This is a genomic window from Pontibacter chinhatensis, from assembly GCF_900113285.1.
Classification (GTDB): domain Bacteria; phylum Bacteroidota; class Bacteroidia; order Cytophagales; family Hymenobacteraceae; genus Pontibacter; species Pontibacter chinhatensis.
In genome coordinates this window covers 1-22,796 of sequence record NZ_FOOT01000008.1, presented here as the reverse complement: position 1 = coordinate 22,796, position 22,796 = coordinate 1, and the positions used below count along the sequence as shown (strand labels likewise).

16 protein-coding genes and 1 tRNA gene are annotated in these 22,796 nt (G+C 51.6%); 11 read left to right on the top strand and 6 right to left on the bottom strand.

Annotated elements, in window-relative coordinates:
- Positions 1-188 precede the first annotated feature (188 nt).
- The 3 genes from BM040_RS18360 to BM040_RS18350 all read left to right on the top strand — a co-directional run bounded on the left by BM040_RS18360 (position 189) and on the right by BM040_RS18350 (position 8,582).
- The gene (locus BM040_RS18360; RefSeq protein WP_245756293.1) at positions 189-3,899 is read left to right on the top strand and encodes a sensor histidine kinase; all 3,711 of its coding nucleotides are present in this window, start codon (positions 189-191) and stop codon (positions 3,897-3,899) included.
- On the top strand, positions 3,889-7,377 hold the full coding sequence (locus tag BM040_RS18355) for a TonB-dependent receptor (RefSeq protein ID WP_092104629.1): 3,489 nt from the start codon (positions 3,889-3,891) through the stop codon (positions 7,375-7,377). The genes BM040_RS18360 and BM040_RS18355 overlap by 11 nt, the downstream gene beginning before the upstream one ends.
- Positions 7,378-7,490: 113 nt before the next feature.
- Positions 7,491-8,582 (top strand): hypothetical protein, encoded by a 1,092-nt coding sequence (locus BM040_RS18350; RefSeq protein WP_092104627.1) that lies wholly within the window; start codon positions 7,491-7,493, stop codon positions 8,580-8,582.
- A 90-nt stretch (positions 8,583-8,672) separates the two neighbouring features.
- Here BM040_RS18350 and BM040_RS18345 read toward each other — a convergent pair whose 3' ends face one another.
- Together BM040_RS18345 and rfaD are read right to left on the bottom strand one after the other, a co-directional pair.
- On the bottom strand, positions 8,673-9,131 hold the full coding sequence (locus tag BM040_RS18345) for a YciI family protein (RefSeq protein ID WP_092104626.1): 459 nt from the start codon (positions 9,129-9,131) through the stop codon (positions 8,673-8,675).
- 138 nt (positions 9,132-9,269) lie between these two features.
- Positions 9,270-10,235, bottom strand: coding sequence for an ADP-glyceromanno-heptose 6-epimerase (gene rfaD, locus BM040_RS18340; protein WP_092104624.1), 966 nt, complete (start codon positions 10,233-10,235; stop codon positions 9,270-9,272).
- 85 nt (positions 10,236-10,320) lie between these two features.
- Here rfaD and BM040_RS18335 point away from each other — a divergent pair, with 85 nt between their 5' ends.
- The 4 genes from BM040_RS18335 (at position 10,321) to lpxB (ending at position 13,828) form a co-directional block, all read left to right on the top strand.
- A complete protein-coding gene (locus tag BM040_RS18335) occupies positions 10,321-11,208 on the top strand; it encodes an ABC transporter substrate-binding protein (protein ID WP_175491122.1) in 888 nt (295 codons plus the stop codon).
- Positions 11,205-12,215, top strand: coding sequence for a FecCD family ABC transporter permease (locus tag BM040_RS18330; RefSeq protein ID WP_245756292.1), 1,011 nt, complete (start codon positions 11,205-11,207; stop codon positions 12,213-12,215). The genes BM040_RS18335 and BM040_RS18330 overlap by 4 nt, the downstream gene beginning before the upstream one ends.
- Positions 12,216-12,638, top strand: coding sequence for a 6-pyruvoyl trahydropterin synthase family protein (locus BM040_RS18325; RefSeq protein ID WP_092104622.1), 423 nt, complete (start codon positions 12,216-12,218; stop codon positions 12,636-12,638).
- A 68-nt stretch (positions 12,639-12,706) separates the two neighbouring features.
- Positions 12,707-13,828: a lipid-A-disaccharide synthase gene (gene lpxB, locus BM040_RS18320; protein WP_092104620.1), complete on the top strand. Its 1,122-nt coding sequence runs from the start codon at positions 12,707-12,709 to the stop codon at positions 13,826-13,828.
- 286 nt (positions 13,829-14,114) lie between these two features.
- On the opposite strand, the gene clpX is transcribed toward lpxB, so the two are convergent.
- From clpX to BM040_RS18300, 4 genes are all read right to left on the bottom strand, one after another.
- Positions 14,115-15,338 carry an ATP-dependent Clp protease ATP-binding subunit ClpX gene (clpX, locus tag BM040_RS18315; RefSeq protein ID WP_092104618.1) on the bottom strand — a complete coding sequence of 408 codons (1,224 nt, stop codon included), beginning with the start codon at positions 15,336-15,338 and terminating at the stop codon, positions 14,115-14,117.
- A 366-nt stretch (positions 15,339-15,704) separates the two neighbouring features.
- Positions 15,705-16,400: a ClpP family protease gene (locus BM040_RS18310; protein WP_262502478.1), complete on the bottom strand. Its 696-nt coding sequence runs from the start codon at positions 16,398-16,400 to the stop codon at positions 15,705-15,707.
- 93 nt (positions 16,401-16,493) lie between these two features.
- On the bottom strand, positions 16,494-17,816 hold the full coding sequence (gene tig, locus BM040_RS18305; protein WP_092104614.1) for a trigger factor: 1,323 nt from the start codon (positions 17,814-17,816) through the stop codon (positions 16,494-16,496).
- Between the two features lie 86 nt (positions 17,817-17,902).
- Positions 17,903-17,984: transfer RNA gene (locus BM040_RS18300), tRNA-Leu, on the bottom strand.
- Positions 17,985-18,229: 245 nt separating this feature from the next.
- Between BM040_RS18300 and BM040_RS18295 the strand changes: the two genes are divergently transcribed.
- The 4 genes from BM040_RS18295 to BM040_RS18280 are packed head-to-tail and all read left to right on the top strand — an operon-like array spanning position 18,230 to position 22,566.
- A complete protein-coding gene (locus BM040_RS18295; RefSeq protein ID WP_092104612.1) occupies positions 18,230-20,422 on the top strand; it encodes a RelA/SpoT family protein in 2,193 nt (730 codons plus the stop codon).
- Between the two features lie 29 nt (positions 20,423-20,451).
- Complete coding sequence (locus BM040_RS18290; RefSeq protein WP_092104610.1) at positions 20,452-20,952, top strand: Fur family transcriptional regulator; 501 nt, start codon at positions 20,452-20,454, stop codon at positions 20,950-20,952.
- Positions 20,924-21,274, top strand: a complete 351-nt coding sequence (locus tag BM040_RS18285; RefSeq protein ID WP_092104607.1) for an STAS domain-containing protein — start codon at positions 20,924-20,926, stop codon at positions 21,272-21,274. The genes BM040_RS18290 and BM040_RS18285 overlap by 29 nt, the downstream gene beginning before the upstream one ends.
- A gap of 8 nt (positions 21,275-21,282) precedes the next feature.
- Positions 21,283-22,566, top strand: coding sequence for an adenylosuccinate synthase (locus tag BM040_RS18280; protein ID WP_092104605.1), 1,284 nt, complete (start codon positions 21,283-21,285; stop codon positions 22,564-22,566).
- The last annotated feature ends 230 nt before the right edge of the window (positions 22,567-22,796 follow it).

The following is a 22,796-nucleotide window of genomic DNA, read 5'->3' as shown; positions in this document are numbered from 1 at the left end:
AAAGAGCTTATAGTTTGATGCCTATACACTGCTGCCACTGCTGTAGTGTATAGGCATCTTTTTTTGTTTCTGTTATGCTTTTGCTGACGAGGCCGCGCCCGCTTACAGGTAACGATATATTAGCACGATTCTTGAAGTATGGCGCTTATCCCGTCTTTTGCTTACTTTAGTAGTTAAACTACCTTACCTTGAACCGGAAGCTTACTCCATTTCTGCTTTTGCTTGCGTCGTTGCTGTGCTTCATAGCCATAGCTACACTGCATTTCAACTGGCTTTCGCCAGGTTCTACCAAGCAGGATCATCAGGAAGAAGCCGAACGGATTACCCAGCGCGTACACCACTGCATTGATAAGGCTAACCAACAGGCAGAGCGTATATTTAGCAGTCTTGGGAGAAACACCATTTACTTTTCAACGCTGCTGAAGAAGGCGGATTACCCGGTTTTCGTTTACCGCATGCAGAACCTGGTTTTTTGGTCCAGCCACACCATTGCGCCGCAGCCAGACCTCCCGCCCGTTGCGCAGGGCGTTTTTGCCATTGAAAACGAGTACGGGCGCTTTGTGGTGGTGCGGCAGCAAAGGCTACCGTATACCATAGACGTATATATTCCGCTGCAGATAGATTACCGGATTAATAACGCTTACCTGACACCGAAGCTTGATGAGGAGGTGTTTCAGCAGGCGAACCTGCAGCTTATACTTAACCCGGAACCCTCCTTACCACAGGTATATACTGCCGAGGGGCAGTTCCTCTTCTCCCTGAACTTTGAGCAATCGCACAAAACCTCTGGCTATGTACGGTTGCAGATAGGCTTGTTTGTAGCCGGGTTAGTCTTCTTTATACTTTTCGCCGTTAGTTTAAGCCAGCGCTTTTTAGGTAAAGGCGCCTACAGCCAGGGGATATTGCTGTTACTGCTGTTGCTGGGAGGCATGCGGGTGGCCCTGCTCTTGCTGAACCTGCCTTTCGCGGTAGTAGATGTAGAATTGTTCGACCCTAAACTCTACGCGGCATCCTTCTGGTCACCATCGGTGGGGGATCTGCTGCTGAACGTACTTCTGCTGGCAGCGGTAGCGGGGTCAGGTATTTATCTCTTCCGGAAAAACCGGGTTGCTTCCCAACTGCAAGCCATGCCGAAGGAACGTAGCCGTTACCTGGTTATCATGAGCATGCTGATCTTCTTTTTCCTGCTACTGCTACAGTTCAGGTTCTACTACAGCATCTACCACAACTCGCCCCTGTTGCTGGATGTAACCCAATCGCTGGAATTTACCAGGTACAAGGTGGTGCTGTATGGCATCATGGTGATTAATACCTTGTCGCTTTGCATGTTTACTTATGTGCTGGCCACGATGGTGTCGGTGCTGGTGCCAAAGGAGTCAACGTTCTGGCCCTACAAGGCGTTGATGATCATTTCTGCTGTACTCTTGCTATTTGCAGCTGTCTTTACGCCAGAGATATTTTCTGTTTTCCTGCTGGCCCTTCTGTTTTGGGCTATTATTATACTTGCGGCCCAGTACAAGCACGCCATTAGCTTTGCTTACCGCACGTACCTGCTCTTTTTTCTGGTGGTGATCGTGAGCGCACTGACCGGCGCGGTGGCGCAGTTTGCCCATTACCACAACGACCTGAAGACCTATAAGCAAAACCTCGCTTTTAATATTCTGCAGGATAACGACATTCTGGGGGAGTACCAGCTGAACCAGGTGGCCTCCGAGATTGCGGGGGATGAACTGATCCGGATGAAGATGATGGGACCCTATGTGGATGCTTCCTTTATCAGGCGAAAAATAACCCGGCAATACCTGAGCGATTACTTCGACAAGTATGAGATAAACGTCATGCTGTTCGACGGGCAGGGCAGAACCTTGGAGAGCGCTGATACCACAGCGATAACCCTGCAGCAACTCCGGCAGGTATTTGACCATCCGCAGATGCGCACCGAGCACAAAGATCTGTTCCTGCTAAAAGACCCTACCCGCTACAACGCCAGGACGTACCTCAAACTGATACAGATACCTATTAGCGCTACGCATTATGGAACCATTGCCCTGCAACTGACACTGAAGCGGCTTTTGCCTAACAGTGTGGTGCCTGAGCTGTTGGTGGATCAGAAGTATAACCAGCCGTTTGGGCCTGAGATGCTCAGCTATGCCATCTACAGCGGCAACAAGCTGCGTTACAGCGAGGGCGAGTATGACTACGCCACCAACTTCGACCGTGATTTGCTGAGCAAACCGGAGCTGTACCGGCTGGGGCTCCCGCAGGATGACTCGCACCATTACGGGGTGCAAAGCACCAGCGGGCAAACCCTGATCATCACCACAGGCAAGTATGGCGGGCGCGAAGTACTCTCGAATTTCTCTTTCCTGTTTCTGAGTTACGTGGCGGGGCTTATTCTAAGCGGCTTGCTGTACCTGCTGCTGCAGCGGCACCGGCTGCGCGACTTCAGGCCGAACTTCAGTGCCAAAATCCAGATCTTCCTCAACTTTGGTATTTTGCTGCCGATGCTGTTGGTAAGTATAACCACGGCAGGATTGGTGACCGCCTCCTATAAAAAAGACCTGATGACCAGGTATGAGCAGCGCGGAGAGGCCATACAGGAGCATCTGTCGCAGCAGCTTAGCCGTAGGCTGCTCCAGCGCCAGCGCCAGCTGCAGCGAAGCGTGACTGAGATAGCCGCCATCGCAGAAGCAGACATCAACATTTACGACCGTAACGGCATGCTGCTGGTAACCAGCCAGCCCCTGATCTTCGAGACAGGCCTTTTGTCCAAGCTGGTGAACCCGGAGGCCTTCGCGGCTATTTCGGAGCGGCAGGCGCTGCGCGTGCTGCTGGAGGAACAGGCCGGAAATCTGAGCTTCAATTCCATTTACCTGCCCCTGCGCGACGAAGCATACCCAACGGAGCTGGCTGGCTTTATCGGTATCCCGTTCTTCGATTCGGAGAAGGAACTCGACCTGAAGCTGATAGACCTGATTACCACCATCATGAACATCTTCTCCGTGATGTTTATATTGTTCCTGGTGCTTACCTTCTTTGCCTCGCGTGCCCTCACGGTGCCGCTGCGCATGCTGGCCGAGAAATTGAAGCGCACTTCCCTGACGGGCAGGAACGAGATGCTGGCGTACGAGGGCGCCGATGAGATAGGGATGCTGGTGAGCGAGTACAACCGCATGCTGCTGACGCTGGAGCAAAACAAGCAGGAACTGGCCATGCAGGAGAAGGAAGCCGCCTGGCGCGAAATGGCCAGACAGGTAGCCCATGAGATCAAGAACCCGCTTACCCCCATGAAGCTTTCACTGCAATACCTGCAGAAAGCCATCGCGGAAAAAAGACCCAACACCGAGCAGCTCATCGAGAAGATCTCGCATACGCTCATCACCCAGATAAACATTCTAAACGACATTGCCTCCTCCTTCTCGAGCTTTACCTCGATGCCGGAGCCGAAGCCGGAGCCGATGGATATTGCCGCCGCCCTGCACAAAGCCGCCGACCTGCACAACGACCCGGCCACGGCCATACTTACCAAGCAGATTCCGGAGCGGGCGGTGGTGGTGAACGCGGATGAGAGCCTGATGGTGCGCACGTTTAATAACCTGCTGCTCAATGCCATTCAGGCGGTGCCATCCAGCCGCAAGCCGCATATTAAGGTGCGCCTGGAACTGCAAGACAACCGGCGTGTGTTGATTTCGATCAGAGACAATGGCAGCGGCATTCCCAAAGAAATACAGGGTAAAGTATTTATCCCGAACTTCAGTACAAAGTATACCGGGTCGGGTATTGGGCTGGCTGTGGCCAAGCGCGGCATTGAGAGCGCTGGAGGGAAGATCTGGTTCGAAACGGAGGAAGGAAAGGGAACAACATTCTTTATTCAGCTACCGCTTAAGGATGAACAGTAAAGGGCTGGGCATAGTGTTGATGCTGTGGCTGTTGAGCCTGCCATTGCTTGCCCAGGTCCCGCTCAGCAACCAGCGCTGCAAGTGGCTGCCCGTTACCGACTTTCCACAGGAGTTGGACAGCCTCACGGTGATGCCCAGTTCCATTACGCTGCAGCACCCCAAACCAGAAGCTTTCAGCTACGAGTACAGTTATACTTCCAACAGCATCACCTTTACCCGTTTTCCGGCCCCGGATTCCGTGGCCGTGGATACGCTCGGCACGATGCAGCCGCTGCCCGATTCGGTGCTCGTATGCTTCCGGGTAATGCCCCTGAGCCTGACCAGGCCTGCCTTCAAACGCGATATCGCAAAGCTGGAAACAAGGTCCCCGCGCGGCGTTTTTTACGAGGAGAACATCAGCACCAAAGAAGAAATCTTCCGCACGCCCGGCCTGAACAAGACGGGCAGTATTTCCAGGGGCGTGTCGTTTGGCAACACGCAGAACGTCTTCGTGAACTCCGCCCTCAACCTGCAGCTCGACGGCAAGCTGACAGACGACATCAGTATAACGGCGGCTATCACGGATCAGAACATCCCGTTTCAGCCGGAGGGCAACACCCAGCAGTTGCAGGAGTTCGACAAAGTATACATTACGCTGCAGCACCGGCTGTGGCAGCTAACGGCCGGCGATGTGGTGCTCAAAAGCAAGCCGTCCTACTTTATGCAGTTTTACAAGAACGTGCAGGGCGGCGCCTTCAGCTATGTGACGGGTAAAAGTCCGGAGCGGCAGGGGGTAACCACGGTGGCGGCATCGGTATCGAAGGGAAAGTTTGCCTCACAGACCATACAACCACAGGAAGGCGTGATGGGGCCCTATCGCTTGCGCGGACCTAACAATGAGCTGTTCATTATCGTGCTGGCCAACTCGGAGCGGGTGTTTCTGGACGGCGTGCTGCTGCAGCGGGGCTACGATTACGACTATGTGATAGACTATAACCAAGCGGAGATCACCTTCACCACGCGGCATGTTATCACCAAGAACTCCCGGATTAGGGTGGATTTTGAGTACTCGGACCAGAACTACAGCCGGGGCATCTACCACCTGAACCACTACCAGAACCTGGGCAAGCTGAAAGTATACGGTAACTATTATAACGAGAGCGATAACCCCAACAGCCTGCTGAACCTGAGCCTGAACTCTGAGCAAAAGCGCCTGCTGGCAAGTATAGGCGACAGCCTGAACCAGGCCATTGCCTCCGGTGCCGACAGTGTGGCCTATGACCCGGGCCAGATCCTGTACGCCCGCCGCGATACTGCCTATAACAACGGCCAGAACCTGGAGCGCATCTACGTATACTCTACCCACCCCGATTCAGCGCACTACAGCGTCAGCTTTACCAATGTCGGCCCCGGCAATGGCGACTATGTGGCGGTGAATGGTGCCGTGAACGGCCGTGCCTACCGCTGGGTAGCCCCTATAAATGGTGTAAGGCAGGGAAGCTACGCGCCGGTGCGGGTGTTGCCCACGCCGCGCAAAAAGCAACTCATCACATTTGGCGGTAGCTATGAGCTGCAGAAAGGGGTGAGTTTCTTTGCAGAAGGGGCTGCCTCACAGCATGACCTGAACCGCTTTTCCGATATCGACTCAGGGGATGACAACGGCAAAGGCTTGCGTATAGGCTACGTGGTGCAGGACAGGCCTATTGTCTTCCTGGGCAAGTATAAACTTAACAGCACGCTCAACTATGAGTATACCGACGAGCATTTTGAACCCATCGACCGCTACCGCCCCATCGAGTTTGACCGCGACTGGAGCTTAACCAACACCAAGAAAGCCGAGGATCATATTTTCAATTTCTCGGTAGGGGCGGCACAGGATGCCAATAACCTGTTCAACTACCGCATCAGCCGGCGCCACCGCGAGGAGCAGCTCGATGGGGTGCAGCATCATCTGGATGTACTGAAAAAGCTAGGGAAGCTGGAGTTTAAGAATAGCTTTTTCCTGCTTGACAGCAAGGAAGGGCAGCGCGAGTCGCAGTGGTACCGCGGAAGTATGAACGTGGAGTATAACTTAGGTAAAGTATCGCCCGGTTATACGTATAGCTTCGATAAAAACAGGCTCACCGCCCTCAACACCGACTCCGTGGTAGGCTCGGCGCAGTACTTTGAGCAGCACTTGTTTTACCTGGAGAGCGGTGATACCACCAAGACGAAGTTCCGCATAGATTATGCCCAGCGCCGCGACCGCTACCCGACCGGGGTGGGCACGATGGGTTTCCCGGAGGTGGCGCAGACCTATAATGCCATCCTTCAGAAGAAAATCAAGCAGGACCATACGCTGGAGGCGCAGGCTACCTACCGCAAGCTGCACGTACGCAACGGCAAAAACGAAGAGACCATTCAATCAAGGGTAGACTATAACGGCACATTTGTAGACGGAGCCTTCCGCTCGGAGCTGAGCTACGCCACGGGCACCGGCCGGGAACTCAAGCGCATCTACATTTTTCAGGAGACCTTGCCGGGGCAGGGCACCCACTACCTGCGCGACGGCGGCGATCCCAACAACCTGAACGACTACCTGGAGGCGCAAACGGTGGACCAGCGTCGCTACATCAAAATCTATCTGCCCACCGATGAGTACGTGAACGCCTATACCAACACTTTTACTTACCGCCTCACGACCAACGCGCCCCGAAGCTGGCGAAACGAGCCGGGCATAAAGGCCAGGCTTTCCAATTTTTCGATGCTCAGCTTTATCAGCATCAACAAGAAAACAACCGACAACGACCTCGGGCAGCGCTTCAATCCTTTCAGCGAGGATGTGGAAGATGAGTTTCTTATCTCGCTGGTGAAGCAGTTGCGCCACACCGTATACTTTAACCGCAGCAGCCCCAAGTATGGTATGGAGTATACCGTGCAGCAAAACGAGCAGAAGCAGCTGCTCACCAACGGCACGGAGACCCGCAACGTGCTGAGCCATTTGCTGATAAGCCGCCTGAACCTGACCGAAGTGCTGAGCTCGCAGCTGAACCTGGGGTATAATGTGCGCGAGAACCAGTCGAATTTCCTGAGCTCCAAGAATTTTAAGATACAATCGCGGGAAATATCGCCGGAGCTAGCCTATCAGCCAAACACCAAACTGCGCTTCACGAGCAAGTACCAGCTCTCACTGAAACAGGATGTGCTGCAGGCATCGGAGGTGGAGCAGGAGGGTACATTCCATGAGCTGGGCCTGGAGGCAAAGCTGAGCCAGGTGGGCAAGCGCACCGTAACCAGCAATGTAAAGTATGTGAACATTGATTTTAAGGGGGACGAGACCTCCTATGTAGGCTATGAAATCCTGAACGCCTTGCGCCCCGGCAACAACATGACCTGGTCCTTGATAGTACAGCAGCGCCTGAGCAACGGCCTCAATATCTCCCTCAACTACGACGGACGCAAAGCCAATGGGGTAGGGGCTGTGCACACCGGCAGAACTCAGGTGTCGGTGCTTTTCTAAGCATAGCTACTTTATATCTGTATAGTTTAATTTTTATATATAATTCTCTATCTTGGTAAGGGACAGCTTCTTTTGGGTTGCTATCCTGTTCAAATCCTAACCCCTTACCTGCTATGAGACACTTCTTGCTACTGCTCTTCCTCCCGCTGCTGCTAGTATCTTGCAACAAAAAAGAGCTTGATGAAATTGAGTTAGCCCCGCCTGTTACCTGGGAGGCCCACAAGGAATTTATACACAACCGTCGGTTTATTGCCAACCTCCATGGTACAGATGATCGCCTGTATGTACTGGGGTTAAATTTATTCTCCAAGGTGTCACTGGCTGCGGGAGAGGAGAAGGTAGAGCACGCTTATCATTATTATAACGGCCTTGCTGAACATAAGCTGCCGCTAAATCGAAAGGTTTTTGTCGGGGCATTTAAGGACGCTTTAGTTTTTAGGTCCAGCCTGAACCCAGTAGATATGGGCTCCTATCTTACGATTATCATGGATCAGGTTGATCCGCACTTCAGATCATTTGAGCTGATAATGTCAAATAGCGTTGAAGCTATAGGCCTATCGGAAAATAATGTGGCTCTTGTTCCCTACTATGCTTATGATAAGGAGAAGAATGAGCATTTAGGAAGAAGGTTCCTGTTGGTTAAATTGACTGTAGAGTCAGATGGTTTTTATGAGAAAGTAACCCTGCAAGAAGCTAGAGTTCTCAATTACCCATTGCGAAGCAGTATTGTACGCTATATCAAAGCTTATGGGGATTACTTTTATTTATCTACAGATAATGGGTTCGTCAGAGTCTCAGAAGACGGAACGGTGGAGCCTATACTTTCTGATCAAATAGTGACAGCAATTTTTCCGCATAAAGGAAACCTGTATGCCATCACATGGAATGGACCGCGGCAGTCGAATAGCTTGTATGTGTCAGCTACTGGTGGTAACTGGACACGAGCAGCTGATCTTAGCAGTGCGGCAGAGATGCTATCTTATTATCCGGTGAATGACACGCTCTTGCTGGCTAGTTATAACAGCCAACTATTTAAGGTAGATCTAGATTCAGGAATGTCTGTCAAGGAGTTGGACAATGCAGGCTTGGAGGGGCACTTTATTAACTCTATAGCCAAAGTGAAAGAGAAGGTGTATGTCGGCACTTTGTCCGGACTATTTGTGAAGGATGCAAACCACCTGCTGACTTACAAGGAAGAGGAGTAAGTATCAAGTAATCAGCAATAATAAAAATCCCCATCTGCTGAACCAAGTCGGCAGATGGGGCTCTTCTATGTCATTAATTTAAGAGTAGAGCTATGGCCTTTGCTGCTCAATTTTACGATGTGTCTCTAGGTAAACCGGCAACGCAGCGGAGCCATACCAGGGGTACAGCTCCACCTCAAATATCTTTGCCTTAACGGCCGGGTCCGTTTCCACCAGTTTCTGCGCTTCTTCTATCGTCTTCACGTCAAGTATAAAAATGCCGCGGTAGGCATTGTCGTTCTTGCCTAGCGGCCCGGCTACCACCAGTTTTCCTTCCTTAGCCAACCGGCCGATGTTTTCCATATGCCCACGGAAATAGCTATTCAACTTTTCTTTGTCAGTGGTGGTGTTGGAGCCGGTTTTAAGTATAACCAGCACGTATTGCTTCATGCCATACGCGTCAGCACCCAGCGAGTCGGCAAGGGCTTTGTTGTAGCTAGGGTTAGGTGTTTGGGCGCTTGCTGCAAAGCCAAGGCAGCAAAGTATGGCAAGGGCTACTAAGTGCTTCATAAGTATAAATCTGGTTTCCTGAAGTATAAAGAGCCTCAAGATACAGCATCAAAGTAAAAGGGCAAGTATAGTTTAGCTCCTATACTTGCCCTCGAGATAAATATTTATAATATCAAGGTAATCCCCGTTATCACCGGTCTAGTAATATTTGCCCTCCATCAGATAGTTCTGCACGTAATCTTTCACGCCTTCTTCTAAAGTATAAAAAGGCTTGTCGTAGCCGATGGAGCGCAGCTTTTGCATGTTGGCTTCGGTGAAGTACTGGTAGTTGTCGCGCAGGTTCTCGGGGGTGTCCATAAACTCGATGTTTGCCTCCACGCCCATGGCCTCAAAGGTATTCAGGGCAAGCGCCATAAAGGTGCGGGCCTTGCCGGAGCCGAGGTTGTAGATGCCGGAGTTCTTGCGGTGGTGCATCAGGAACATACACACGTCCACCACGTCCTTCACATACACAAAGTCGCGCATCTGCTCGCCGTCGGCATACTCCGGGTTATGGGAGCGGAACAGCTTCATGCTTCCGCGCTCTTTTATCTGGTTATAGGCATGGAAAATTACCGAGGCCATCTTGCCCTTGTGGTACTCGTTGGGGCCGTACACGTTGAAAAACTTGAGGCCAGCCCAGAAGAACGGCTTCGCGGTTTGCTGCAGCGCCCATATATCGAAGTCGTTTTTCGAATCGCCGTACGGGTTTAGCGGTTTTAAGAGCGGGATGATTTCTTCATTATCGTCGTAGCCCAGCGTGCCGGAGCCGTACGTAGCCGCCGAGGAGGCATATACCAGTGGAATCTGGTACTCGGCGCAGGCATTCCACATCTGCTTGGAATAGTTCAGGTTCAGCAGGTCGAACACATCCTTGTTAAACTCGGTGGTGTCGGTGCGGGCGCCCAGGTGGAAGATGAACTCCACCTCCTCGTAGTGCTCGTCGAGCCACTCAAAAAAGTTCTCGCGGTCTACATACTCTTTTATGTGCTTGCCCTTCAGGTTGTCTTCCTTTTTAGCGACGGAGAAGTTGTCCACCACCACGATATCGTTGAAGTTGTCCTGGTTCAGCCTGCCCACGAGGCAGCTGGCAATGAAACCGGCGGCGCCTGTTACTACTATCATATTTCTTTGTTAAGCCTGTATCTAAAATTGCGTTAAATTTACGAAAATAAACCGAGCCGCCTGCCCCGTGCCAGGCATCTATACGTTGAGACGATCCAGATTTATACTTCATACTATACTTTGCCTGCTGCTGTTATCGTGCAGTCAGCCGGAGAGGCCGCCGCAGGAGGCGCTGGTGCTGACCGATGACCTGGGCCGTGAACTGACGCTGCAGAGAAAGCCGGAGCGCGTGTTCGCCTTTGCCTCCTCGATGTCGGAGATGCTCTACGCCGTGCTCGACACCAGCACCATCACCGCCCGAACGCCTACCGACGATTACCCGGAAGCAGTGTACCGAAAACCGCTGGTGAGCAATTACCCCGTGGATTACGAGCAGGTGCTGGCCCTGAAGCCGGACCTAATTTTTACCGTGGAGGGCATCACGCCGCTGGAAGTGGCCGAGCGCCTGCAGCAACTGGGCGTGCCGGTATACTACCAAAAGTATAGAACGGTGGAGGATATTTTTACCGGGATAGAGGACATTGGCCGCATCATGGGCCGGGAGCAACAGGCGCGGCAGCTGACGGACTCGCTGCGGCAGGAGGTGGCAAGTATAAAGGCACGTCACCGGAAGCAGGAGCCACAAAAAGTATTAGCTATTACCTGGAGCGACCCGATTTATGTGTACGGGCAAAACACCATCTTTACCGACAAGCTGCGCATCCTTGGGGCCGAGAATGCCGTGCAGGAAGTATTTGAGCAGCCCTACCCGGCGCTCACGCGGGAGTATGTGCTCAAGCTCAACCCGGATGTACTGCTGGGCGGGACAAAGGAGGAACTGGAGGAGAAGTTCTTTAACCTGTACCCGGAGCTGCGGCGCATCAAGGCTTACCAACAAAATCGCATCTATAAACCAGACGACAACCTGATGTCGCGGCCCAGCCCGCGGGTGGTGGAGTCGCTGCGGGAGCTGGAGGGCTTCCTGTATCCATGATACGGCGGAGTTTATACTTTATACTTGCCCTGCTGCTCATTCTGGTGGTCATGCTGTTGGGGCTGCAGGTTGGCTCTTTCGACACGGACGCGGCGACGATTTTTAATGCGCTCACCAAGTATAAACCTGACGATACCACCCACTTTGCCATACTTCATTTGCGTCTGCCGCGCCTTATACTTGCTTTGGTAGTAGGGGCTTCGCTTGCTTTTTGCGGGTACCTGATGCAAGCCATGGTGAACAACGGACTGGCCGATCCCTACTTGCTGGGCACGGCCTCGGGCGCCTCGCTAGGCGCCGTAATCGTATTCTTTGGCTTTGTACCGATGACGGTGGCCGGTTTATACTTGCCGCCGGTGTTTGCCCTGGCCGGTGCCTTCGTGGTGACGCTGGTGGTGGTGATGCTGGGCTACCGCAAACGCCAAATCATTCCGGCGCAGCTGCTGCTGGCCGGCATTGCGCTAAGTTCGTTGGTAACGGCCATGGTGGGCTTGCTCACCTTTCTTTCCGACTCGGAAGGCAAGCTGCGGTCGGTGGTGTTCTGGTCGATGGGGAGCTTTGAGCGGGCCAGTTGGGAGATGGTGCCTTATCCGGCGGCGGCGTTAAGTATAGCCTTGCTGCTGTTTGCCTTCTATCAGAAACAATTGAATATACTTTTACTGGGCGAGGAAAGAGCGCAGGCGTTGGGCATCCAAGTGGCGCAAACGCGTTGGGTTATACTTGGTACGGTATCGGTAGTGACGGGCTTTGCCGTGGCCACTTCCGGGCCAATCGGGTTTGTCGGGCTGATAATTCCGCATGTCACGCGTGGGCTGCTGGGCGCAACGGGCAGGGGCAACCTGCTGCTGTGCGCTTTTATCGGCGGTTTGTTCATGCTGCTCTGCGATTTGCTCTCCCGCATAATTTATCCGCCTGCCGGGCTGCCTATCGGAATTATTACTTCGTTCTTTGGTGTTCCTTTCTTTGTATATTTGCTGTTCAAAAAGAATTACAATTTTAAAGAATAAATGATTTACGTTAGCAGGTTAGAGCACTTTAACGCAGCTCACAAGTTATTCAACCCGAATTGGTCGTTGGCTAAGAACAAGGAGGTTTTCGGGCCATGCGCCAACACTAATTGGCACGGGCACAACTACGAGCTGATCGTGACGGTAAAGGGCATGCCCGACCCGGACACTGGCTTTGTGATCGACCTGAAGAAGCTCAGCACCCTTATCCGCACCCACATCATCGATAAGGTGGACCACAAAAACCTGAACCTGGATGTGGCTTTTATGGAGGATAAGCTGGCCAGCACCGAGAACCTGGTGGTGGAGTTCTGGAAAATCCTGGAGCCGCGCGTGAAGGAAATCTCTAAAAACAACGCCACGCTGCACAGCCTGAAGCTTTACGAAACCCCACGCAACTACGTAGAGTATTTTGGAGAATAATTTAGTGAGCGGCCTATACTTTTCCGCAGCTATCCTTATTTTACGATCTCCAAAAGACCCTTTACCCCATGAAGTATTATATCATAGCCGGCGAGCGCTCCGGCGACCTGCACGCGTCTAACCTGATCAAACAACTCCGCAAGCAAGACCCGGAGGCGCAGATTAGGGGCTGGGGTGGTGATATGATGCAGGCAGCCGGCATGGATTTGGTGCGCCACTACCAGGAGATGGCCTTTATGGGGTTTGCCGAGGTGCTCAGGAGCCTGCGCAAGATCCTGGGTTTCCTGAAAGAGGCCAAGCAAGATATCAGGCGCTACCAGCCGGACGTGGTGATTCTGGTGGATTACGCCGGCTTTAACATGCGTATCGCCCGGTTTGCCAAAAAGCAGGGAATAAAGGTGTTTTATTACATCTCTCCCAAAATCTGGGCCTGGAACCAGGGGCGCGTGCACGGCATCAAAAAGGTAGTGGACCGCATGTTCGTCATTATGCCCTTTGAGGAGGACTTCTACGGTCGCTTCGACTACAAGGTGGATTATGTAGGTAACCCCGTGAACGACTCGGTAACCGACCATGTAGCCTGTGCTGATTTCCGCGCCAAAAACAAGCTTTACAACAACAAGCCCATCATTGCCATACTTCCGGGCAGCCGCCGCCAGGAGATAGAGAACATGCTGCACGTGATGCTGAGCGTGCTGCCCAACTTCCGCGATTTTCAGTTTGTGGTAGCCGGCGTGAGCAATTTCTCCAAAGACTACTACGAGCAGTACAACAAGGACCCCAACATCAAGATCGTCTACGATCAGACCTACGACCTGCTCTCGCATGCCAAGGCGGCGCTGGTGACCTCGGGTACAGCCACTTTGGAGACAGCTTTGTTTGGCGTGCCGCAGGTGGTGTGCTACAAGACGAGCGCCATTTCCTATACTATCGGTAAGATGGTGATCAAGGTGCCTTATATCTCGCTGGTGAATTTAATAGCAGATAAGCCCGTGGTAACCGAGCTGATCCAGGAGGAGTTTACCGCCAAGCAGATTGTGGCAGAGCTAAAGCGGGTGCTGTTTGACAAGCACTTTATGCAGAAGCAGCAGGAGGGCTACGCGCTGGTGCGTAAAAAGATCGGTGATTTTAGAACCGCAGAACGTGCCGCAGAACTGATGGTGGGCTATTTGAAGGCTGAGCAAGTATAAAGCTAAACCTACCCACGGCGGGTAACCGTATAGAAAAATCTGCTATAAGTTGGCAGGAGAAATCGCTGTACACCTAAACCCCGAAACTATGAAATCGCTATTAATCGCCTTAGGGCTGACTGGTTTAATGATATCCGTGCTGCTCATCCGCGCCTCCTCCGACAGTGCCTTGGAGGAAGGTTGGGAAGATGATTACCTGGAAGTATAAGCACGGGCAAAGTATAAAGTATAAAAAAGAGGGCTGGCCAAAATTTTGGCCAGCCCTCTTTTTTATACTTTAATTACCTTAGGCTACTTTCAGCTGTTTCAGGCTCGATTTCTCAAATTTCTCGCGGGCATAGTCGCCGGTGATAATCAGTTCCTTGGTTCCTTCCTCCGACGGCAACTCGAACATAGCGTCTGTCATGATGCCCTCGCAGATGGAGCGCAAACCGCGGGCGCCAAGCTTATACTCCGAAGCCTTCTCCACGATATACTCCAGGGCCTGCTCGTCAAACGTCAGCTCAATGTTTTCCATCTGGAACAGGCGCTTGTACTGCTTCACGATAGAGTTCTTCGGTTCGAGCAGGATCAGGCGCAGGGTCTCCTTGTCCAGTGGGTTCAGGTGCGTGAGTACGGGCAGACGGCCAATCAACTCCGGAATCAGGCCGAAGTTTTTCAAATCCTGCGCCGTCAGGTACTTCAGGAAGCTTTCGCTTTCGGCCACCTCGTCCATCTTAGACTTCGAGAAGCCGATAGGGCGCGTGTTCAGTCGGTTTTTGATCAAACGGTCGATTCCTACGAAGGCACCACCGCAGATGAACAGGATGTTTTCCGTGTTCACGGTGATCATTTTCTGCTCCGGGTGCTTACGGCCTCCTTGCGGCGGCACGTTCACGGTGGTTCCCTCCAGCAGTTTCAGCAGCGCCTGCTGCACACCCTCGCCGCTCACGTCGCGGGTGATGGAGGGGTTATCGCTCTTACGGGCAATTTTGTCAATCTCGTCGATGTACACGATGCCGCGCTCGGCTGCCTCTACGTTGTAGTCGGCGGCCTGTAGCAGGCGGGTAAGTATACTTTCCACGTCCTCGCCCACATAACCAGCCTCCGTAAGCACGGTAGCGTCGGCAATACAGAAAGGCACCTGCAGAATGCCGGCCATCATGCGGGCCAGGTAGGTTTTGCCTGTACCGGTTTCGCCCACCATGATGATGTTCGACTTCTCGATCACCACATCGTCGTCGGCAGGTTGCTGCATCAGGCGCTTGTAGTGGTTATACACCGCCACCGACATCACCTTCTTCGCCTCGTCCTGTCCCACCACAAATTGGTCAAGGTAAGCCTTCATTTCCTTCGGCTTCATCAGGTTGAATTTCGGAGTACGACTGCTTGCGCGAATCTTGTTCTCCTCATTCAAAATCTGTTGTGCCTGTCCGATACAACGGTCGCAGATATGCGCGTTGATGCCGGAGATCATCACCGAAACGTCCTTCTTGTTTTTGCCGCAAAATGAGCAAGTAATTTCTGCCATAAGAAACGATTGATCCAGAGTAGTTTACGCAGCTTTTACAAATGCGTAAAGCAAAGGTACAAAATTGAACACTTATGAAGACAGAAAAATTTAAATGCCAACATCCGGATACAATCGAAACAGGGATGTTTATCTTAAAATAAATATTTTCCTATTTTATTGTAATATGCTTTAAACCAATAAGTTGAAGTGGTGCGATATGCACAGGGGGATGTGGATAAGTTTTTTGCAGCACCTGAAAATAATTACAAAAAGCAACTCTTGAGGAGGCAGTGCCGTGCGTGTGCGGTACAAAATAAAAGGCCTGCACAGAATATCTATGCAGGCCTTTATATTGTATTATTTATACTTTGTACGCTTGGCTATTTACGCCTTGCGGATCAGTACCTCGTCTATCAGGCCATACTCTTTGGCTTCCTCAGCACGCATCCAGTAATCGCGGTCTGAGTTATCATAGATTTCCTGGTATGTTTTGCCTGAGTGCTCTGCCAGTATTTCGTAGAGCTCTTTCTTCAGCTTCAGGATTTCGCGGGCAGTGATCTCAATATCAGATGCCTGGCCCTGTGCGCCGCCCATTGGCTGGTGAATCATGATGCGGGCGTGCGGTAGGGCAGAGCGCTTGTTCTTGGCACCTCCGGCCAGCAACACAGCACCCATCGAAGCAGCCAGGCCGGTGCAGATGGTAGCCACATCAGGGCTTACGTACTGCATGGTGTCGTAAATACCGAGGCCGGCATACACAGAACCACCCGGGCTGTTGATATAGAGCAGGATGTCTTTCTTGGCATCCGCCGACTCCAGGAACAGCAACTGTGCCGTGATGATATTGGCAATGAAGTCATCCACCTGCGTGCCCAGGAAAATAATGCGGTCCATGATCAGGCGCGAGAACACGTCGATCTCACGGAAGTTAGTGGGGCGTTCCTCAATTACCGAGCGAGTCATGCTTTCGATGGTGTGCATGGCTCTGCCTTCTACATGATTAATATATTGGTCTACGCCCAGGCTGCTCATGCCCTGGCCTTTTACAGCAAATTTGCGGAACTCGTCTTTGTTAAACATCATTTTGTTTAGGTTTACGGTTTTATCAAAAATAAAAAAGTCCTTCTAATTCCGAAGGACTTTTTTATTAAAAGTTATATGTGCGCGCCTCGTTTAGAGCGACATATTTCGGAAGTCCTCTGATGTAATGGTCTTCTCTACAACAGTCATCTTCTCCTTAAGTTTTGCGAGCACCTTCTCGGCCAGCAATTGCTCGTACTCATTAATATAGTTACGGCCATTGTCCTGCTGCAGATACTGCTGGGCATAGTTATTCATGCTCTCCATCAGCTCCTCAGGCACCTCTGGCATGTTAAACTGGGCCAGCATTTTCTCTTTGGTAGCCTCAACTACTTCCTCGTTCGTTACCTTCAGGTCGTTCTCCTCAACCACCTTGTTCTTGATCATAGACCACTTCAGCTCACGAACATACTTGTCGAAGTTCTCCTCGATCTGCTCGGCAGTCAGTTTGCCATCGTTCGTTACCTGTATCCAGCGCTTGAAGAACTCAGTCGGGATTTCAGCCTCTACGTTGTCAACAAGGGTGTCGATGATGTTGCGGTACAGCAGGTTGTCAGCCTCACGCTCGTAGTTCTCCAGGATTGTCTCGCGGATCTTGGCGTCGAACTCTTCCTCTGTTTTTACTTCGTCTTTACCGAAAAGCTTGTCGAAAAGTTCTTCGTTCAGCTCGGCAGGCTCTGTACGGTTGATCTTCTCCACGATGAACTCAAACTCACCGTTCAGGTCAGCTACCACCTCTTTGCTCAGGCCGGTTACGTGCGCCAGGGCAGCATTGTCGTCGCCAAACGTCTTGCGGATGTCGAAACGGATAACGTCGTCCACTTTAGCGCCAACAAACTTGTCTGCGCCCTCCACGATACGGCTCGTCGGGATAAGCGTTTTAGACTGGAAGTCGCCTTCCAGCTGCTTCAGCTCGCCAGACACAAAGTCGCCCTGCTCTACTGTCTCCGGGTTAGTTGTTTTGCCGAACTGGCGCTTCAGGTTCTCGTATGCCTCGTCTACTGTTTTCTGGTCCAGCTCAACTTTGTAGCCCTCTACGCTTTTGTCCAGCGGAAGGTTGAAGTCTGGCAGCAAGCCTACCTCATACGTAAACTCAAATGTTTTCTGGTTGTCCCAGTCTATTTCTGGCTGCTCTGCCACCGGAAGCGGCTCGCCCAGCAGTTTCACGTCGTTTTCACGGATGTACTTAGAGATCTCCTCCTGAAGCGTCTTGTTGATCTGCTCCACCAGGATGCTCTTGCCGTACATTTTCTTTACAAGCCCTGCAGGCACTTTGCCAGGTCTGAAACCTTTGATCTGGGCTTTTTTGCTATATTCTTTTACCTGCTGGTCTACCTTTGGTGCGTAGTCCGCCTCTTCCAGTACCACCTTCAGTTGCGCATTGGTGCTGTCGGTTTGGTTTAATGTAATATTCAAGGCTTATAAATTTTTAAGATTTCTGAATAACCTATTAAAAACAAACCCCCAACAGGGAATGTTGAGGGTTCGTCGTGTTTTGTTTGTGCGGATGGAGGGACTCGAACCCCCATGCCTCGCAGCGCTAGATCCTAAGTCTAGTGCGTCTACCAATTTCGCCACATCCGCTTGCGTGTGCTCTTTGTTTTAGTGTTGCAAAGGTAAGCAACGATTTCTTAAATGCAATATACTGCTCTAAATTTCTTAAATATTTTTGCACCGACTCATACTTTGGCCTCAGTTTTCGGGGGCAGGGTGTATTGGCAGCATGTTTTAATCACTTATATTTGAAACTTATAACACAGCCAGCTTATTTATATATTTATAGGTATGGGCCGGCAGAGCGGGCTACATGCGTGTCATAGTTGTAAAACATGATTGATTTAGAAGCAGAACGTAAAGAAATACTGCGGCATTACAGAAGGTTGCTCCGGCATGCGAAGCCTTTTTTAAAGGACAACGATGCCAAGATCATCAAAAAGGCCTTCAATACCTCTCTGGAGGCGCACAAGGATATGCGCCGGAAGTCTGGCGAACCTTATATTCTGCACCCCCTGGCTGTGGCCCAGATAGCCGTGGAGGAGATTGGGTTGGGAACCACCTCCATTGTGGCTGCCCTGCTGCACGATGTGGTGGAGGACACCGACCTGGAGATATCGGACATTGAGCGCGAGTTTGGCCCGAGTGTAGCCAAGATTATAGAGGGACTTACTAAAATCTCCGGCGTATTCGACTACGGCAGCTCCCAGCAGGCCGAGAACTTCCGGAAAATGCTCCTCACGCTGAGCGATGATGTGCGGGTTATACTTATTAAGCTGGCTGACCGTCTGCATAACATGCGCACGCTCGGCAGCATGCCGCGCCACAAGCAGCTCAAGATAGCTTCCGAAACCATGTACCTGTATGCGCCGCTGGCGCACCGCCTGGGTTTGTACGCCATCAAATCGGAGCTCGAAGATTTATACCTGAAGTATACCGATACAGGTACCTATAAAGACATCTCCCGGAAGATCCGGCAGACGCGCAGCGCCCGCAACAAGTTTATCAAGGACTTTATACACCCTATTGAGGAGGAGCTGCGCAAGTATGGCTTTAAGTTTAACATCAAGGGCAGGCCTAAGTCTATTTACTCTATCCTTAAAAAGATAAAGAAGCAGAACATCACCTTTGATGAGATCTACGACCTGTTTGCGGTCCGGATTATACTTGACGTGCCGCTCGAGAACGAGAAAGCCGCCTGCTGGCAGGTATACTCTATTATAACTGACTTCTACCAGCCCAACCCCGACCGCCTGCGCGACTGGGTGAACACGCCTAAGTCTAACGGCTACGAGTCGCTGCACACTACCGTGATGAGTAAGTCGGGGCAGTGGGTGGAGGTACAGATCCGCACCCGGCGCATGGACGAGATTGCCGAGCGCGGCTACGCGGCCCACTGGAAGTATAAAGCGGAGGGCGCCGCCTCGGCAGAGTCGGCCCTGGAGCAGTGGATAAACAAGGTGCGCGACATGCTGGAGAACAACACAGCCAACGCGCTGGAGTTCATGGATGAGTTCCGCAAAAACCTTTTCGTGGAAGAGGTGTTTGTGTTTACACCGAAAGGCGAGCTCATTATACTTCCAGACAAGTCCACGGCACTGGATTTTGCGTTTGAGATTCACTCGCAAATCGGCCTGCACTGCCTGGGTGCCAAGGTAAACCAGAAGCTGGTGCCGCTCAGCTATAAATTGAAGAACGGGGACCAGGTAGAGATCCTGACTTCGCAGAAGCAGAAGCCGAACGAGGAGTGGCTGCAATATGTGGTTACCTCCAAGGCCCGCACCCGCATTAAGGACGCCTTGCGTGAGGAACGCAAAAACAAGTCGGAGCAGGGCAAGGCCATGCTGGAGGCCAGGCTGCAGCACATTGGCGTGGCCGACAACCAGCAGAACATGAACAAGCTGCAGGCCTTCTTTAATGTGGCGGCACTGCAGGATTTATACTATAGAATTGCCACCGGCCATATCGATATCAAGAACATTAAGGAGGTTATCTTTACGGCTGCTACGGATAAGGCCGCTTCTATGCTCGACCCGAAATCCTTTGACAGGGAAGTGCAGAAGATTAGAGGGGTGAACTCGGACATGCTCGTGATAGGGGAGACCACCGATAACTGGGACTACCGCATGTCGAAGTGCTGCAATCCCATTCCGGGCGATGACGTGTTTGGCTTCCAGACGGAGGAGGACGGCATCGAAATACACCGCACCAACTGCACACGGGCCATAGAGCTTATGTCTAACTACGGTAACCGCATTGTTAAAACCAAGTGGACGGAGCAGAAGGAGCTGGCCTTCCTGGTGGGTATCCGCATCAAGGGTACTGACCGCGTGGGCCTGGTGAACGACCTGACGAAAGTGATCTCGACGAGCCTTAAGGTAAACATGCGCTCCATCACCATCGACTCCAATGACGGCATCTTTGAGGGAAACATCATGGTGTTCGTAAACGATACCAACCACCTCGATAAACTAATCCAGCGCATGAGCAAGGTAAACGGCATACTTACAGTGGAGCGCTTCGACTAGAGAGGGGTTTTATACTTTAGAAAAAGAAAATGGCATTAGATAAAAAGAAGTTCGAGGAAGTAAAAAAGATCTTCACGGCATACTTGGAGAGCAAAGGTTTACGTAAAACACCTGAGCGCTATGCCATCTTGGAGGAGATCTATTCCAGCGACGGCCACTTTGATGTGGAATCGCTTTATATTAGCATGAAGAACAAAAACTACCGCGTGAGCCGGGCCACCGTATACAACACCCTGGACCTGCTGGTAGAGAACGACCTGGTAAGCAAGCATCAGTTTGGGCGCAACCTGGCGCAGTACGAGAAATCCTACGGCTACCGCCAGCACGACCACGTTATCTGCACCGAATGCCACAAGGTGGTGGAGTTCTGTGATCCGCGGGTTCATCAGATTCAAAGTATGGTGGGCGAACTGCTAAATTTTCATATCTTGCACCACTCCCTGAACTTATATGGTGTGTGCGGCGATTGCCGGGCAAAAAAAGCGACAGAGGAACAAAAGCATGAAGTATCAGACAGAGCTGAAGGATGAGATTCTGTTCATCCGTTTGGAGGGCGACCTTATAGCGGGCAAGGATACGCAGCAGATGATTGATGCTGTGGACGACTTGCAGGAGGGAAAGGTGCTGCTCTGTGCTGTGGATTTGTCTCACGTTCGCTTTATGGACAGCAGTGGAATGGGCGTGCTGGTGTCGCTGCTGACAAAGTTCAGGAACCGGAGCGGGGAACTGGTGCTGATAAAGCCATCCGACCACATCCGCAAACTCCTTATAGTTACCAAGCTGAACGCAATATTTACAATAGCTGAGAACGACGAGTTCGCAGCACAATTCTTAAAGGAATCAACATACTAAATACTTAAATGGCAGTTGACATTTTAATAGGTCTGCAGTGGGGCGACGAAGGCAAAGGCAAAATTGTAGACGTACTGGCCCCGACCTATGATATAGTAGCCCGTTTCCAGGGAGGCCCGAATGCAGGCCACACGCTAGAGTTTGAAGGCACCAAGCATGTATTGCACCAGATTCCTTCGGGCATCTTCCATTCAGAGATCAAGAATATTATTGGCAACGGCGTAGTGCTGGATCCTGTGGTGTTCCGCACAGAGCTTCAGAAACTGCAGGACCGTGGAGTAGACGCGACTAAAAACCTCTACGTTTCCAAGAAGGCCTCGCTTATACTTCCGTCGCATAAAGTGCTTGACCGCGTGTCAGAAGAGGCGTTGGGGAGTGGCAAGATTGGCTCAACGCTGAAAGGTATCGGCCCAACGTACCAGGACAAAATTGGCCGCGTTGGCCTTAGAGTAGGCGATATACTAGCCAGCGATTTCAGAGATAGATACAACAAGCTTGTGGAGCGCCACCGCAAAACGGTTGAGTTCTATGGTCAGACGCTGGAGATAAGTGAGCAGGAGAAGGATTTCTTTGAAGCAGTAGATCAGCTGCGCTCCCTGCAACTGGTGGATTCTGAGTACATGATCAACGAAGCCCTGCAGAACGGGAAGCGCATACTTGCCGAGGGCGCCCAGGGCGCATTACTTGACGTAGACTTTGGTACCTATCCGTTTGTGACCTCTTCGAGCACGATAGTAGCAGGGGCCTGCACAGGTTTAGGTGTGGCGCCAAAGCACATCGGCGAAGTATACGGTATATTTAAAGCGTACTGCACCCGCGTAGGCAGCGGCCCTTTCCCAACAGAGCTTCTGGATGAAGTAGGGGAGGAGATTCGTCAGGCTGGTCGTGAGTTTGGCTCTACTACTGGTCGTCCTCGCCGCACTGGCTGGGTAGACCTGCCAACACTAAAGTATAGCATCATGCTCAATGGCGTAACGCAACTGAACATGATGAAGGCAGACGTGCTGACAGAGTTCGATACTATACAAGTATGTACGCACTATAAATTGCCATCTGGGGAGATAACGGATAAAGTACCGCACTCCTTAGAAGAGGCAGGTTTGCAACCGGTGTATGAAACACTGCCAGGATGGAAAGTTGATCTGAATAAGATAGAGTCTGTGGATGAGCTACCAGAGGCATTCAATAACTACTTACAGTTTTTAGAGAAGCACCTGCAGGTTCCTATCACAATCGTGTCGGTAGGCCCAGACAGAAAAAGCACGCTAAGAAGAGAAGCAGTAAGTGCTTAAAGTATAAAAGCTGTATTCGAAGAAAAGAATACAAAGCCCCGGAGCAATCCGGGGCTTTTTCGTTGCCTTATTAGGGAGAAAGGGGCGGGCTCCTTGAAAACTTTCCCCCTGACCTTGAGCTATTTCCGCTGTTGTGCCATCTTTTTTTAGGCGGGGCGTTTGCGTTTCGGGAAAGGTTTTCTACTTTTGCCCTCCCGTTCAGCAGGAGCGGGGCAGGGGATGAGGCGAAG

What these genes read in the sequence shown, in the direction of transcription:
- clpX (WP_092104618.1), bottom strand. Translation starts at nt 15,338, where the DNA reads ATGGCAGAAATTACTTGCTCATTTTGCGGCAAAAACAAGAAGGACGTT.
- rfaD (WP_092104624.1), bottom strand. Translation starts at nt 10,235, where the DNA reads ATGATAGTAGTAACAGGCGCCGCCGGTTTCATTGCCAGCTGCCTCGTG.
- lpxB (WP_092104620.1), top strand. Translation starts at nt 12,707, where the DNA reads ATGAAGTATTATATCATAGCCGGCGAGCGCTCCGGCGACCTGCACGCG.
- BM040_RS18325 (WP_092104622.1), top strand. Translation starts at nt 12,216, where the DNA reads ATGATTTACGTTAGCAGGTTAGAGCACTTTAACGCAGCTCACAAGTTA.
- BM040_RS18310 (WP_262502478.1), bottom strand. Translation starts at nt 16,400, where the DNA reads ATGTTTAACAAAGACGAGTTCCGCAAATTTGCTGTAAAAGGCCAGGGC.
- BM040_RS18290 (WP_092104610.1), top strand. Translation starts at nt 20,452, where the DNA reads ATGGCATTAGATAAAAAGAAGTTCGAGGAAGTAAAAAAGATCTTCACG.
- BM040_RS18330 (WP_245756292.1), top strand. Translation starts at nt 11,205, where the DNA reads ATGATACGGCGGAGTTTATACTTTATACTTGCCCTGCTGCTCATTCTG.
- BM040_RS18285 (WP_092104607.1), top strand. Translation starts at nt 20,924, where the DNA reads ATGAAGTATCAGACAGAGCTGAAGGATGAGATTCTGTTCATCCGTTTG.
- BM040_RS18345 (WP_092104626.1), bottom strand. Translation starts at nt 9,131, where the DNA reads ATGAAGCACTTAGTAGCCCTTGCCATACTTTGCTGCCTTGGCTTTGCA.
- BM040_RS18355 (WP_092104629.1), top strand. Translation starts at nt 3,889, where the DNA reads ATGAACAGTAAAGGGCTGGGCATAGTGTTGATGCTGTGGCTGTTGAGC.
- BM040_RS18350 (WP_092104627.1), top strand. Translation starts at nt 7,491, where the DNA reads ATGAGACACTTCTTGCTACTGCTCTTCCTCCCGCTGCTGCTAGTATCT.
- BM040_RS18295 (WP_092104612.1), top strand. Translation starts at nt 18,230, where the DNA reads ATGATTGATTTAGAAGCAGAACGTAAAGAAATACTGCGGCATTACAGA.
- BM040_RS18280 (WP_092104605.1), top strand. Translation starts at nt 21,283, where the DNA reads ATGGCAGTTGACATTTTAATAGGTCTGCAGTGGGGCGACGAAGGCAAA.